The 14,552-nt window shown below is 53.4% G+C and carries 10 protein-coding genes and 1 pseudogene; 7 read left to right on the forward strand and 4 right to left on the reverse strand.

Features of this window, described 5'->3' with window-relative positions; all coding sequences use genetic code 11:
- Together M7439_RS00255 and M7439_RS00260 are read left to right on the forward strand one after the other, a co-directional pair.
- The coding region (locus tag M7439_RS00255; RefSeq protein WP_308464333.1) for an arylsulfatase at positions 1 to 2,115 on the forward strand (2,115 nt) is incomplete at its 5' end.
- Positions 2,116 to 2,664: 549 nt separating this feature from the next.
- Entirely contained in the window at positions 2,665 to 3,279 is a 615-nt protein-coding gene (locus M7439_RS00260; protein ID WP_298343802.1) for a metallophosphoesterase family protein, read from the forward strand.
- Positions 3,280 to 3,739: 460 nt separating this feature from the next.
- Here M7439_RS00260 and M7439_RS00265 read toward each other — a convergent pair whose 3' ends face one another.
- Complete coding sequence (locus M7439_RS00265; protein ID WP_298343799.1) at positions 3,740 to 4,156, reverse strand: helix-turn-helix domain-containing protein; 417 nt, start codon at positions 4,154 to 4,156, stop codon at positions 3,740 to 3,742.
- Between the two features lie 261 nt (positions 4,157 to 4,417).
- A pseudogene (locus M7439_RS00270) lies at positions 4,418 to 5,564 on the reverse strand (IS630 family transposase).
- A 458-nt stretch (positions 5,565 to 6,022) separates the two neighbouring features.
- On the opposite strand from M7439_RS00270, the gene M7439_RS00275 reads away from it, so the two are divergent.
- The 3 genes from M7439_RS00275 to M7439_RS00285 all read left to right on the forward strand — a co-directional run bounded on the left by M7439_RS00275 (position 6,023) and on the right by M7439_RS00285 (position 10,833).
- Complete coding sequence (locus tag M7439_RS00275) at positions 6,023 to 6,493, forward strand: DegT/DnrJ/EryC1/StrS family aminotransferase (RefSeq protein WP_298443067.1); 471 nt, start codon at positions 6,023 to 6,025, stop codon at positions 6,491 to 6,493.
- An 80-nt stretch (positions 6,494 to 6,573) separates the two neighbouring features.
- Complete coding sequence (locus M7439_RS00280) at positions 6,574 to 7,650, forward strand: glycosyltransferase family 4 protein (protein ID WP_298443070.1); 1,077 nt, start codon at positions 6,574 to 6,576, stop codon at positions 7,648 to 7,650.
- A gap of 300 nt (positions 7,651 to 7,950) precedes the next feature.
- The gene (locus tag M7439_RS00285) at positions 7,951 to 10,833 is read left to right on the forward strand and encodes a glycosyltransferase (protein ID WP_298443073.1); all 2,883 of its coding nucleotides are present in this window, start codon (positions 7,951 to 7,953) and stop codon (positions 10,831 to 10,833) included.
- 76 nt (positions 10,834 to 10,909) lie between these two features.
- Here M7439_RS00285 and M7439_RS00290 read toward each other — a convergent pair whose 3' ends face one another.
- The gene (locus M7439_RS00290) at positions 10,910 to 12,100 is read right to left on the reverse strand and encodes an acetyl-CoA C-acetyltransferase (RefSeq protein WP_298443076.1); all 1,191 of its coding nucleotides are present in this window, start codon (positions 12,098 to 12,100) and stop codon (positions 10,910 to 10,912) included.
- 83 nt (positions 12,101 to 12,183) lie between these two features.
- Here M7439_RS00290 and ccrA point away from each other — a divergent pair, with 83 nt between their 5' ends.
- Both ccrA and mce read left to right on the forward strand, forming a co-directional pair.
- Entirely contained in the window at positions 12,184 to 13,551 is a 1,368-nt protein-coding gene (gene ccrA / locus M7439_RS00295; RefSeq protein ID WP_298443080.1) for a crotonyl-CoA carboxylase/reductase, read from the forward strand.
- Positions 13,548 to 13,955, forward strand: a complete 408-nt coding sequence (mce, locus tag M7439_RS00300; protein WP_298443083.1) for a methylmalonyl-CoA epimerase — start codon at positions 13,548 to 13,550, stop codon at positions 13,953 to 13,955. Before ccrA ends, mce begins: the two co-directional genes overlap by 4 nt.
- Here mce and recR read toward each other — a convergent pair whose 3' ends face one another.
- Positions 13,956 to 14,549, reverse strand: a complete 594-nt coding sequence (gene recR / locus M7439_RS00305; RefSeq protein WP_298443085.1) for a recombination mediator RecR — start codon at positions 14,547 to 14,549, stop codon at positions 13,956 to 13,958.
- Between the last annotated feature and the right edge of the window lie 3 nt (positions 14,550 to 14,552).

The following is a 14,552-nucleotide window of genomic DNA, read 5'->3' on the forward strand; positions in this document are numbered from 1 at the left end:
CTAGCTGACAAGGGTGTCCGCCTTGCCAACTTCCATACGACCTCACTCTGTTCGCCTACCCGAGCCTGTCTGCTTACCGGTCGCAATCATCATCGCAGTGGGATGGGCAGAGTAGCCGATCTGGCCATCGGTTTTCCTGGATATTATGGAAAACCGCCAAAAGAGAACGGCTTTCTCTCGGAGGTCCTGCGCAACGTTGGGTTCGCCACCTATGCGGTCGGCAAGTGGCACCTGACACCCGACGATGAGACGCACATGGCGGCCTCGAGGTCGTCTTGGCCTCTCGGACGTGGTTTTGATCGCTGGTATGGGTTTCATGGAGGCGAGACGAGCCAGTTCTCCCCTGCTCTCTACCATGACAATCACTCCATCCGCCCCCCACGTCCGTATGTTGAGGGGTATCATCTCACCGAGGACCTCACCGACCACGCGATTGAGTTCATCGCTGACCTACGGGCGGTCGAAGTCGATCGTCCCTTCTTCCTGTACTTCTGCCCAGGCGCCTGTCACTCACCGCATCAGCCACCGGAACGATGGGCGCATCGGTATCGTGGGGCCTTCGATGCCGGTTGGGATCGGTGGCGTGAGCAAACGTTCCATCGGCAGGTTGCCATGGGGTTGTTGCCTGAGGCGACTGTCCTCTCACCGCGACCCGACTGGGTTCGTCCCTTTGACGATCTCAACCAGGAGGAGTCTGCGTTGGCAGCGCGATTCATGGAAAAGTTTGCGAGCTTTCTCTCTGACACTGACGAGCAGATCGGACGGCTGGTGGACTTTCTTGACGATCTAGGAGAACTCGCCAATACGATCATCGTTCTTGTCTCTGATAATGGTGCGAGCGCTGAAGGAGGTCCGGAGGGATCCATCAACGATGTGCGCCTAGCTAATCTTGACCCTGCGACGACGAGCGAGATGTACGCGAGGATCGATGAGATTGGGGGACCAACCAGTCACAATAACTACCCCTGGGGTTGGACAATGGCTGGCAACACCCCGTTTCGACGATGGAAACGCGAGGTACACGAGGGCGGAGTCGCTGACCCCTGTATTGTTGCTTGGTCGGCGGGTTCGTTAGCGACCGGAGAGATCCGTCACCAGTATGCCCACGCCATCGACGTGCGGGGGACGATTCTGCAGTTGCTAGGGGTTGATGAACCCAGTCATCTCGACTATGTACCGCAGACCTCTGTCGATTCGGCCAGTTTTGCTTCGATCCTCGCTCCGCACACGGCCAGCGCCTCAGCGATCCGAACGACACAGTATTACGAGATGTTTGGTTCTCGCGCCCTCTACCACGAGGGATGGAAGGCTGTCACCTTCCATCCGATCGCCCCGCTCTATGATGACAAGAACCCCAACGACGATTTTGATGAAGACCAGTGGGAACTCTACGATGTAGCCCACGACCTCACCGAGACACGAGACCTGGCAAACGAATACCCTGAACTGCTCGAATCGATGAAGGAACGATGGTGGCGGGAGGCCGAGCAGAACCAGGTGCTCCCACTCGACAATCGCGTGCTCTGGGCTCTGGTGCACCCTAAACCCGACCAGCGTGGACCGGTGGATATGATGCGCTATTTTCAGGGAGCTTCGCAGGTCCCGGAGGCAGTGGCGATCGATCTCAAGTATCGGTCGCATCGTCTGCTTGTCGACTTCACCTTGGAACCAGGAGACCCCCCTGCGGGTGTTTTGTTGGCGCAGGGTTCGGCACTAGGAGGTTGGTCGCTCTATCTTCTCGACGGCTTTGTCCACTACAGCCTCAATCTGTATGGGAAGTCCATCACCACGGTGAAGAGCACCTCTCGGGTCACCGCTGGATCGCACTCCGTTCTCTTTGCCTTCACCAAAGACGAACGAGACGGTGGAGACGCACTGTTGCAACTCGACGATGCTGCCGGCGCGTCCTTGCATGTTGAACGAGTGCCGCCAGCGGGATGGAACGGGGTGGGTGCAGGACTCACCTGTGGCTATGAGTGGGGACCATCGGTAGGGCAGGGCTACGCGGCTCCCTTCCCATTCCCAGGCATCATCCATCGGGCTCGTATCGAGGCACTTGGGCCCAAGGTGCGCGATCCACTCGCGGAGATCGAGGCGATCTTATCCCAGCAGTGACGGTTTGGTTGAGTCCAACACCAAATTGGTGATGTCGGTACAATATCGTGCATGTGTCTGGGGCTTGTTGTGAAAGGAGTGTGCGTGAGATGCTGCAGCGACGATCGCTTGAAACCAAGATAAGCTTCCTCGATCCCCGTACGAACCCGTAGAGATGTCGGCCGGGATCTATCGTTGATCGATGAGGCCACTGAGGGGTAGCCCGTTCGTGAGGCAGCTGAGAATCCATGTCTGGTCGGGTTTATGATCTCCAACAGGTGTGTCCTGTAAACACAGCTTAGCTCCAGGGGCATCGGTGTTGCTACTGAGCTTGGCAACGACTGTGTGCCGAAGGCTTGGCGAGGACACACGCAGGCCGCCATTGGATAGGAGAGCTCGCTGGCCAGTTGCACGTCGCTGTCGATTGCAGACCGCTATCGATGCAATGTGGTTGGTCCCCACGGTCGTCTGCGCGTTCTGGCTGGCCGACGCCTCCTATACACGACAACTTGTGCCCGTAGGTCTTCACGGCCTGTGCCGTGCGATCACGCCTGCGCTACGCTCAAAGATATGACACAGCGATGGTGGACCTCGGACTTGCATCTCGGACATGAGAATATTCTCCACCATACCCATCGTCCCTACGGAAACATCGATGATATGAACATCGATCTGATTGAGCGTTGGAATGATCGGGTAGACCCCGAAGATGAGGTCTATGTGCTTGGCGATGTCGCGATGGGTGCCATCTCTGAGATGCTTAAACTTATTGGGCTCTTCCATGGGACGAAGTTGCTGGTGCCCGGGAATCATGATCGGTGCTGGGAGGGGTTACGCACCAAGAAAAAAAGTCAAGTCGACCAATGGCGTGCTGAGTATAGTGCGGCAGGTTTCGTACTCCTGGGAAGTGAAGAGGAAATCCAACTCGGTGACCGTACGGTGACGGTATCGCACTTCCCCTACTATGGGGACAGTCGGGAGACGGAGCGTTTTGTCGAATTTCGGCCTATCGATCGGGGCCAATGGCTCATCCACGGACATGTGCATGAAAAGTGGCGTCAGCGTGAACGGATGATCAACGTTGGGGTCGATGCCTGGGGTGGAGTTCCGGTCGCTGAGGCTGAACTAATCGAGTTGATCGACGCTGGTCCCGAAGAGTTGCCACGAATCGTATGGAGGCGATAAAGCTCAACAGCTTTGCCTCAAGGGAGATCCCGGTTCAGCGTCGTCAGCTCTCCGGAACAAGCAGTTCTGGAACGGCGGTACCAGCCTATAGCGTCCGTTTCGCACTGTCCAGTGCGACTGTTTGTCGATATAGCGTGACGCATTCCAAGGCAAAGATAGAGAAACGAGAAAGGAGAACAGAGTGTAGCGTCCGTCGCTTGAACCGGCATCGACTAAACGGATGCGTCTATTGTGGGACGGGCCCAATCGGGATCGGGTAGACCAGGCTTGGCCTGAGTGACGGTAGAACGTGCGCACTACTTACCTTCTAAGACGCTTGCAGTAAGAACGTGTTGACCAAGGATTTCGGTGGTACCAAAGAGTTTCCTCACCGAGCTAGCGAGCTATCTCCTCGGACAAGCGGTCTGGGCCGCAGTCGATAACGGTGTAATGGCTCGGTACCCCAAGGTCTTGGGTAGCGCTATTGCGAGGGGCGATCGTCCTTGGAGTGGCGTTGGGCGGATGGTCGAAAGCCCGCAGACAAACCTTGATGACTATCGGAACCGCCAAGCCAGGAGAGCACAGCGTGTTGGGAGAAGCGCCACTTGTCGCCAAAGCACCGACCGGGCAGTTCCCCGGCGTTGACCCGTGCCATAATAGCCTCTGGGTCGAGTTTTAAGAAGTGGGCCAACTCATCAAGCGTTAAAACCTCCTCAATGGGGATCTCCAAAGAGCGCTCGACATATCCTTGGCCTAGTGGCTCGCCCTCTAGAGATTCAGCCAGCAGACCAGAGACAAGATCCTGTTTTGTACGTCCAAGGGCATGCGCTCTCGCGTCGAGTTGGCGCGCCTGGGTGACAGGAATACGAACAAACAATGCGGCGAGTGCTTCGGCCATGGCTTCTCAGTCTAGCTGCTTGCTATCATGATAGCAAGCAGCTACGTTCAGCTGCGAAACCATTCTTCTTTGCCTACCGGCTTCGCACTACGTAACCCGAACGAGTATGTCAGGCGGCCGAGGTGGCAGGCTCTGACGTGATCTGCACCCACGTTCACATGGAACAGCATCTGTCCTCACTCGAACCATTTGCTTTCGTAGCAGCTTGGATCGAACGCATCCGGATCTTTCCGTTGGTACTCGACAACGACTTCCATCGTCCTAGTGTCCCTCCTCAGAAGTTTGCGGAGAAACAATAGGCTCCAGGTATTTCTGCATAGAAGCGAAGATCTCGTCGGCGCTCTTGGTCGAGATGAAGGGCTTGGGGTTCTCGTTCCAGGCTTTGGTCCACTTGGTAATTCCTCTGTTAAGTTCGGTGACGCTGCGCTGGAGGTACTTGGTGGTTAACGCTGAGAACCATCTCTCTACCTGGTTCATCCAGGACGAGTACGTTGGTGTGAAGTGGAACTCGAAACGGGGATGGGCTAGGAGCCAGGTTCTCACCGACTCGGTCTTATGGGCTGCGTAGTTGTCTAAGACAACGTGAACTCCCAGCTCCTTGGATACTTGTCGGTCGATAAGCTCTAAGAACTGAAATGAATTCAACTGCCCTGTGGGCGTTCCTCATCTTGGTGATAACCTTGCCCGAGGCGACATCAAGGGCAGCGTAGAGATTACTAATACCATTGCGCTTGTACTCGGTCGTACGACGCAGAGGAACCCCTGGCACCATGGGGAGCATGGGCTGGGTACGGTTCAGAGCTTGCACCTGGGTCTTCTCGTCGACGCGAGAGTTCGATCGTGCGCCTCAGGTGGGTTGAGATAGATACCAGCAACGTCTCTGACCTTCTCGGTGAACTCAGGGTCATTGGAGATGGTAAAGCTCTCGACCATGTGAGGTTTGAGCCCAAAGGTTCGCCAGATCCACCGCAGCCGTAGAGGGGGATACGCCAGCGAGAGCTGCCATGGTGTTGGTTGACCAATGGGTTGATGAGTCGGGTGGATCAGTCGTGGTAGTGAGTTTGATAATCTCTGCGATCTTGTCATCTCCATGGGTTCTTGGAGTCCCAGATCTTGGTGCATCCGAGAGTGTCTTTACCCCAAACAATGAGAACCGCCTTCTCCACTTATCTACTGTTTGAGCTGATAGGGAGAGTTTTCTGGCAATCTCGGTGGTCCCCATCCCCTCAGCTGCGTACAAAGCGATCTTGGCACGACGTACCTGAGCCTGCGGGGCCGTTGTTTGACGAACAAGGGCTTCTAAGCGCTCTCGTTCCTCCGCAGAGAGCGTCACGTGATAGAGGATCGGGCGTCCACCGACGTTCCTTCCACGATCCTCGTCTGTTGATTGCTCTTCTTGCTTTCCCATAACCAATCCCCTCCCAGAGTAGATACCAACTGGGATAACCAGGCGTAAGGGTTGAAAATTCCTTATTGAGGGAATTTCCGGCTAGGGACACTAGAGTTTCGGCAGCTTCCCCTTGGTGGTCCAGAGTTACGCGAACTCCTGGTCCAGAGTTGCGCGAATCGTTACTCCAGAGATATAAGAACAATCTGCTCCGCAAGGGCTTGAGGAATACTTCACCTCCTTCCGAACATGCTCTGTTCCTGAGACCACCGAGCTAACGAACCAGAACCCAGGTAATCACCCACTGAACTGGCGTCTCTACACTGGACCCTATCGATAACCGACCAGATCGTGTACATTTGCCCTTGGCGAAACTTTGCTAGAGGAGCGCGATAGGAGACTCGAGTTAAAGACTTTGCGAAACGGGCCGATGCCGATGACAGCTGCGCTACCACCCCCAGCCCAGACAGGAGCAGGAAATGAAAACCGCCACCATGACCGCCACATCAAGTGTGCAACATTCCAATTCCTATTACGTCCCAGTCGGCGACTACACACCTTCCGAACGAAAACCACATTACCTTGACAATGCCTTAACAACAGGCCAGATAACATGTGGAGCCCTATCGGAAGACCTTGAAGAGAGAATTGCCCAAGCTCACGGGAAACGGTTCGGAATATTCATGAATAGCAGAAGTTCGGCGCTATACATCGCCCTCGCCGCCTTGAAGCAACACGATGGCTGGGAAGACGGAGACGCAATCATTTTTCCAGGAACGATATTTGTAGCAACAGCAAACGTAGTCCTTCACAACGGCCTACGTCCAATCTTTGTCGACGTTCACATCAACTCTTTCAACATCAGACCAGACCTAATCGAAGGCCGTATAACCGCGTGCACGAAATGGATCCCTGACAGCATCGACGAATACTTCGGAACTACAAAATGACATCCCATGCTGTAGTCTGGGTAGGACCGTACCTGTCAACTACTGGATATGGCGCTGTCACTCGCAACTACATCGGAGCGATGGCACTCCATGCGCAGAACATCTATGTAGTCAATATAGGAGAGGATCAGCAAAAATATATTAGCGAACTGGAGAGCGAAAGGCTGTCGCTGTATTCAGCCCCAGTGAAGGTGGCAGAACAACACGTTATACTTGTAATAAATCTCACTCCAAACGAAGCCAGGGAAATCCTAAACCCTATGCTAAACATCCTTAGACATCTGGGTTGTGCAGTCACTAAAACAGTAAAGGTAACAATCTTCGAAACACACTCACTTCCGCCCACTTGGTTGCCAGCACTAAACGAATTTGACGCTGTCATAGTTCCTAGCCAATTCAATCAGCAGACGTTTACTTACGCAGCATATTCCAAGGAGAACACCTACGTAGTGCCTTATGCAATAGATCACAGCCAATTCTATCCGAACCACCGAACCAGGAAATCGTATCATAACATTGGCTATCTCTTCGGCCTCTCCCATCGCAAGGGAGTAGAACTGCTACTAGAAGCATATACAATAGCCTTCACGGATCGCGACGATACCCTTCTAACCCTAAAGTCGACGACACACGTAGGGTCAGGCGGAATAACACTACTAAGTAACATAAAAGAATTCCTAGTACGTAGATTCGGGAAAACACAGCTGAACCATCTACCTCGCATTAGCATCGAGATCGGACCGACAACGAACGACCAACTACGTGACTTCTACTGGAGCCTCGACCTCTATGTATCGACTGACCGCGCCACTGGATGGGGAATGCCAACCATGGAAGCGATGGCTTGCGGTAAACTGGTAAGTGCAATAGACTACGGTGGTGGAACAACTTTCCTCCACACATGGAACGGTTATCCAATCCCAACCACTGGACGCTTAGTTCCAGTTGATGGACGACTACTGGATGCTGCACCGATATATGCTGGTCAACAATGGGAAGAAACGACCGCAACGGCCCTTGCAGAAACCATGACTTCCGCTTTAGTTGATTCCTCACACCAAGAGAAGAGAGCCGCCGCCCTTGAGGCAACTCGACACTTTTCATTCACAACTGTCGGATTACAACTCTTAAACTGCTTGGAATCAATCGGCACGTGAACTCACCTTCCGACCCAGTGGGACTCCACCTTCACAACCTTGGCCCACAAAATACTCGTGTCAAGAAACGAATGTGCCATGCATCGACGTCAAATATTAATATCGCAACAAGTAATGGTGCCAGGCTGACGATAATCCACAACATCACGACCAGTTACGGCCGGCCCACAACCAATGACAATAGCCACCAGAACCTGGTCATAGCAGACCCCACCATTATGAAGCCACCAACACAATATCCCCAACACCCTCTAACAACAACCCACAAACAGACCATCCCCAATTCCAAGGACATATTCAATGCACAATTCCATCATAATTGAAGGCCAAACCGACCCGAGGGGAAGCTATGGCAGAGTTAACCTTTACCTAGCAGATGCTCTCCGGCGCAAAGGGGTTGAAGTTCAAGTCAGATCTTTCGACCAAGACCAGAACCAGTTAGATGCCACACTCCCAACCCTGTCTCTGGAACCATTTGCAACCTCCATGTCAGAACCATCCATCATCATTCGCCAAACCTTTCCACCCAACTTCACCAATCGCTCCAAAAGCACGCCACTGATTGTAGTACAACCCTGGGAAATCGGCTCCGTTCCCTATGAGTATAAAGTCGCGCTAGAAACGGTCGACGCCATATGGGTTCCATCACGATGGTCAAAACAATCGTGGGTAACCGCAGGTGCACATCCTTCCAAAATCTTCATCATTCCCAACGGTATACCCAGTTCACAGGTCAATACAACCGAGCGCACATTCGACAGTTCAAGCCAACTCCACATCCTGTTTGTGGGTGGACCAATCGCTCGTAAAGGAATAGACCTGGCATTTTCGGCCTTAAATCTTCTACCTGATACCCAATTACAGCAGTGCACACTTACAATCAAATCAATCGGCCATGATACATACTATCGTGGTCAAGACCGAACGACCGACCTGTTAAAACACTACCCCCGTGTAGCAGCCCGTTCCACCGTAATCACAACTTATCTCAACGAGGCAGAGATGACATCACTCTATGACAGTGCTGACGTCCTACTTCACCCATACTTCGCGGAAGGTTTTGGCATGCCCGTACTTGAGGCGATGTCGCGTGGAACCGTACCGATTGTAACCGCTGGCGGATCAACAGATGACTTCTGCGACATTAGCAATAGCATCCCTATAGACTCAACACTTGAATTAACTAGTGCTCCCCTGAATTCAACTGGCTTTAGCGGTGGACCACAATACCATTTACGACCTGACATTGAAAGCATCGCCCACCACCTATCCGAGCTTATAGAAGAGAGACAGAAGCTACAGGAATTAAGTAATCAAGCTATCCGTACAGCTAAACAGATGACTTGGGATAGCGTTGCACTGGCTGGCATGAAGGCCCTCTCGAACATCACAGCTGGATCGCAGGATATCTTTACCCTGGCATTAGAATTGGCCGGGATACCGCCAAGCAACTCAAGTAACACCTATTCGCTCCTAAGTAGCTTGATCACCCTGAAGGACGTACATAGTGCTGAATTAGTAATTGCGACTTCCTCGAATTCAGCGGAGCAAAGCAACCTTCTGTGTCAGATGTCATCTTTAGCAAAGGAGATGCCGGACATCTGGACTAACTCCCTGCATCGCCAATACCTCGAAGAGCAGCTTGGTTACACTACCTCAGACGTTGAAAACTACTTGCGCCCACAATTAGATCCATCGTCGATCCGTGAATTATTAACAAGCGCGGCTTTAGAGAGTCAGCACATACAATATCATGGCTCACAATCTACTCTGAAAGCACTCCGTAGTGCGGGACTGAAATGCCATGAAGTGAACCAAATTCATACGGTTGCGGTAAGCGATCTGGATAACTATCAATGCGTTATAGTAGAATTGGGAGATCAGCGCCCCCTACTAAATCAGGAAGTAATCAGGATGTTGATCGCAAATGCAGAACTCCCCTGCAACATCATTATAATCACTGAGAACCAAACACACCAGGATTATGCCGGCGCATTTATTAATTCGCTCAAGACAAACCCCATTTCAGGAATACGACTTGCCGCAATCACCACATCTACTCCTACACTCAATCCGCTTTATATATATATGTTAACGTTCAATCGGATCACACCCGCCAAACAAAACGATAATCCTCTGATACACGTTGCCTCTAACAATTCTCCAACAACTGGCTTCGACCAAGATCTCCGAACGTTATCCCATGAGTTGTCGTTACACGGGAAACTTAGCGCCAGCAGTATTCCGATAGCTCCCATGCCAAGAGACAGCGACGTATCAGTCTTCTTCATGCCATTGAATCATCTACCGTTCTCCACATACAACATCAGAGGTGCTCGTGTTCTGAGGACGACAGTCGAGGTAGTCAAACCAAATGCAAAATTTATAGGCTATGCCGGCACATTCGATCAAATATGGTGTATGTCAAAATTTGACCACCAACAGTTCCTATCAGAGGGTATCCCTGAAGAAAAGCTTTATATCATTCCATGTAGTGCACCAGCAAGTGTCTCCCCTGAGAGGATCACAGAATTTCGGACCACAAACATGCGACGCAAGCGGTTTTTATCTGTCTTCAATTTCGAACAACGCAAGAATCCTGTAGCCCTCTTGATGGCATATTCACAACTATGGAGCCGTCACAGAGATGCAACGTTAACGATCAAACTGAGTGGTAACATCACAAGTAACCAATTCTTTAGATGGGCGGCAACACTACCTGATCTGGATCTGAACTGCCTGTCATCGCTAACCATAATTACGAATACTCTTAGTAGACAAGCAATGAACAAATTATACCTCGAACACGACATCTTTGTCTTACCTAGCCATGGTGAAGGTTTTGGCTTACCATTTCTAGAAGCACTCTCGTTTGGAATGATAGTTATAGCGCCTTCTTGGGGTGGCCAACTCGACTTCTTGAATCCAGAGAACTCTTATTTATGCCCTGGTGAATTGGTAGATGTGCATCTTACCGATGTAGAACTCTTTCGCAATAGCCTTTGGTTTGAAGTTGATATTCCTACTCTCGCATCCATCATGGAGTCCGCCATTCTCGATGGAGGTTACCTCGACAAGGTAGCGAACGGCCTAGCGAGTGCAGAAGAAATGGCACAAACGGACTACGGACGGTTGCTCAAACCCGCACTCCACGCAATAGGCTTCTCACCGTCAGTACCCTAGTCCAACTTCGGCACCAGATCGCGACACACCCCTCTGTCAAAGTAAGAATCACTTAAGCAACGACGCACGGAATATGCTAACTTGACAGTACTGTCCTAACCAGCAGTGCATCCCCTTGCCCTCCGCCCCCACAGAGAGCAGCAGCCCCGACGCCTCCACCCCGTTCGGCGAGCTCTGTGATCAGCGTCAGGGCAAGACGGGCGCCAGATGCCCCGATCGGATGTCCCATTGCAATCGCGCCTCCGTTGACGTTGACGACATCTTCACTAATCCCCAGATGATCCATGGAGGCGACCGCTACCGCAGCAAAAGCTTCGTTGATCTCAAAAAGATCGATATCTCCGACACTCATCCTGGCACGTCGCAGCGCATCGTTAATCGCATTAGATGGCTGGTGCAACAGCGACGTATCGGGACCAGCGACCTGACCATAACCAACGATTTCAGCGAGTGGCGTCAAACCCAACTCCTTCGCCTTCGCCGGTGACATCACGATCAGCGCTGCGGCACCGTCGCTGATCTGAGAGGCATTGCCCGCTGTGATGGCTCCGTCTTTGCTAAAGGCAGGCCGCAGTTTGCCAAGTGACTCCATCGTCGTCTCTGGGCGGACGCCCTCATCGGTCTCAACGATCAGATCATCACCCTTGCGTTGGGGAACTGCCACAGGAACGATCTCCTTGGCCATTCTTCCGTCCTTGATCGCCTTGGCCGCGCGTTCATGGGACAGCATCGAGAAGCGATCCTGTCGCTCTCGAGGAATCGGGGTGACCTGCAGATAATGCTCGGTTGCGAGGCCCATGGCCATCTTGTCGAACGCACAAAAGAGCCCGTCGTAGAGCATCGAGTCGATGAGCTGAACATCACCCATGCGAAAACCGCCCCGCGCCCCGGGGAGGAAGTAGGGGGACTGGGTCATGGACTCCATGCCACCGGCCACCACAATGTCAGCCTCCCCAGCCCTAATCATGAGATCCGCTAGGTGTAGGCTATTGAGACCAGAGAGACACACTTTGTTCACGGTCGTAGCGGGCACCGTCATCGGTATACCAGCACCAACCGCAGCCTGTCGTGCAGTGATTTGACCCTGCCCAGCCTGGAGCACATGCCCCATAAAGACATACTCAACCATCTCCGGTGCCAGGCCAGCTCGAGTGAGTGCACCCTTGATCGCGATCGATCCGAGCTGCATTGCTGTCAACGATCCAAGTGCGCCTGAGAGCTTCCCGATAGGGGTTCGTGCTCCTGAGACGATTACAGAATTTGCCATCGTGCGTCCTTTCTTCGTACTTCCAGTATATGAGAGACTCATCATGCATCAAGAATCCTCCCCTTTGCTGGTAGCATACGAGGATGACAACGGAACTCATCGATGCCATCCTCGCCGACGCGAGTGGAGAGGAGCTGGCTCAGCTGTCCCTCCCTGACCACTATCGAGCCGCCTTTCTCCGCAAGGATGAGATCTCGATGTTTGAAGGGGTTGCTTCGGCAGACAAAGATCCCTCACGCTCCTTGCACGTCGACGAGGTCCCGATGCCTGAACTCGCGCCCGATGAGGCGGTAATCGCCGTGATGGCCTCATCAATCAACTACAACACCGTCTGGTCCTCACTCTTTGAACCGGTGCCAACCTTTGACTTCCTGAAACGAATGGGGCGTTCGCACAACCTCTGGAACCGTCGCCATGACCTTGACTATCACGTGATTGGCTCCGACGCCTCAGGCATCATCGTTCGAGTCGGCTCCGCAGTGCGCAATTGGAACATAGGCGATCGAGTGACGATCCACTGCAACTACGTCGATGACCAAGATCCATCGTCTCACGATGACTCGATGATGGCTGCAGAGCAGCGCATCTGGGGCTTTGAGACGAACTTTGGTGGACTTGCCGATTTTGCCATCGTCAAAGCCAATCAGCTCATGCCAAAACCTGCCCATTTGAGCTGGGAGGAGGCGGCGGTTAACCCGTTGTGTAACTCCACTTCCTATCGTATGATCGTCTCCAAAAATGGAGCACACATGACCCAGGGTCAAGTGGTGCTCATCTGGGGTGCCACCGGTGGAATCGGGAGTTATGCCGTACAGTACGTGCTCAACGGTGGCGGCATCCCCGTGGGAGTCGTCTCATCCCCCGGAAAGGCAGCCCTACTGCGTGAGATGGGCTGTGAATACATTATCGATCGCTCAGCCAACGGGTATCGCTTCTGGAAGGATGAGAACACCCAAGACGAGAGCGAGTGGCGACGTTTTGGCGGCGATATTCGCGCCCTCGTCGGAGAGGATCCCGATATCGTCTTTGAGCATCCTGGGCGTGAGACGATGGGGGCCTCAGTCTACGTCGCCAAGCGCGGTGGGTTGATCATGACCTGCGCCGCCACCACTGGCTATCGCATCGAATACGACAATCGCCACCTCTGGATGAAGCTCAAGTCCATCAAGGCCAGCCATTTCGCCAACTATCGTGAGGCGTACGAGGCCAATAAGCTCATCGCGAAAGGTAGGGTCCAGCCAGTGCTTTCTGCAACCTTTGACCTTGACCATGTAGGTGAAGCCGTTAATGTCGTTCGCGCGAACCTTCACGAGGGCAAGGTAGGTATTCGCTGCCTGAGCCCTGCCGATGGACTCGGCGTCACCGACCAGGCCCTACGCGGCCGTGTCGGTGAGGACAAGATCACCCTCTTTCAGCGATTTGCTCGCGCCAAGACAGTGGAGAATACATGAATACAACCGAGATCGACCATGTAGCCATCGCCGTTACCGACCTCGAGACAGCCATCCAACACTACGTTGCCCTCGGCGGCCGTGTAGTGCACCACGAACGCGTCGAATCCGACGGCATCGACGAGGTGCTGCTACAAGTGGCTGACTCCTATATCCAGCTCGTCTCGCCTTACGACCAATCCTCAAGTGTTGCCCGATTCCTCGAACGACGTGGTGAGGGGCTCCACCATATCGGCCTACGAGTCCCCGACTGCGCTACGGCCATCCAAGAACTCAAGGCGGAGGGTTTTGAACTCATCGACCACGTTCCCCGTCCTGGTTCCCGAGGAACGCTGGTCGCCTTCGTGCACCCCCAAAGCGCAAACGGGACGTTGATTGAGATCGTGCAGGAGCAACAGCACTAACTACAGGCGATAACGTCCATCGAGCGCTCGTGACAGGGTCACCTCATCGACGTAGTCGAGATCGCCTCCAACCGGCACCCCTGTCGCCAGCCTGGAAACGCCAACCCCGGCCGGGCTGATAAGCTTGGCAATATAAGTTGCCGTCGCCTCTCCTTCGATCGTCGAGGAGGTGGCCAAAATGACCTCCTTGACGGAGGTATCACGCAAGCGGTTGAGCAGCTCACTGAGGTGTAACTGTTCAGGTCCCACGCCATCCATCGGACTGATCACGCCGCCAAGCACATGATACAACCCGCGAAAGGACAGGCCACGCTCGAAAGCGAGCACATCTCTGGGTTCCTCTACCACACAGATCACCGTCCGATCACGCCCCGGATTCGCACAGACACCACAGAGCTCATCTTCACTGAGTGCGAAGCACTCTCGACAGCGCTTGGTATTCATCACTGCGTCCGTCAGTGCATCCGCAAGACGCTGCGCATCTTGTGGTCCTCGCTTCACCATGAAGAGCGCGATTCGCTGCGCCGACTTGGGGCCGATGCCGGGCAACCGGGAGAGCTCATCCATGAGCTTGGCCAAGGAGGCAGGATACATCGC

The sequence above is a fragment of the Ferrimicrobium sp. genome, from assembly GCF_027319265.1.
GTDB lineage: Bacteria > Actinomycetota > Acidimicrobiia > Acidimicrobiales > Acidimicrobiaceae > Ferrimicrobium.

Excerpts from the sequence above, each read along its gene's own strand:
- M7439_RS00265 (WP_298343799.1), bottom strand. The coding sequence starts at position 4,156 with ATGGCCGAAGCACTCGCCGCATTGTTTGTTCGTATTCCTGTCACCCAG.
- recR (WP_298443085.1), bottom strand. The coding sequence starts at position 14,549 with ATGTATCCTGCCTCCTTGGCCAAGCTCATGGATGAGCTCTCCCGGTTG.
- mce (WP_298443083.1), top strand. The coding sequence starts at position 13,548 with ATGAATACAACCGAGATCGACCATGTAGCCATCGCCGTTACCGACCTC.
- M7439_RS00290 (WP_298443076.1), bottom strand. The coding sequence starts at position 12,100 with ATGGCAAATTCTGTAATCGTCTCAGGAGCACGAACCCCTATCGGGAAG.
- M7439_RS00280 (WP_298443070.1), top strand. The coding sequence starts at position 6,574 with ATGGCACTCCATGCGCAGAACATCTATGTAGTCAATATAGGAGAGGAT.
- M7439_RS00260 (WP_298343802.1), top strand. The coding sequence starts at position 2,665 with ATGACACAGCGATGGTGGACCTCGGACTTGCATCTCGGACATGAGAAT.
- ccrA (WP_298443080.1), top strand. The coding sequence starts at position 12,184 with ATGACAACGGAACTCATCGATGCCATCCTCGCCGACGCGAGTGGAGAG.
- M7439_RS00285 (WP_298443073.1), top strand. The coding sequence starts at position 7,951 with ATGCACAATTCCATCATAATTGAAGGCCAAACCGACCCGAGGGGAAGC.
- M7439_RS00275 (WP_298443067.1), top strand. The coding sequence starts at position 6,023 with ATGAAAACCGCCACCATGACCGCCACATCAAGTGTGCAACATTCCAAT.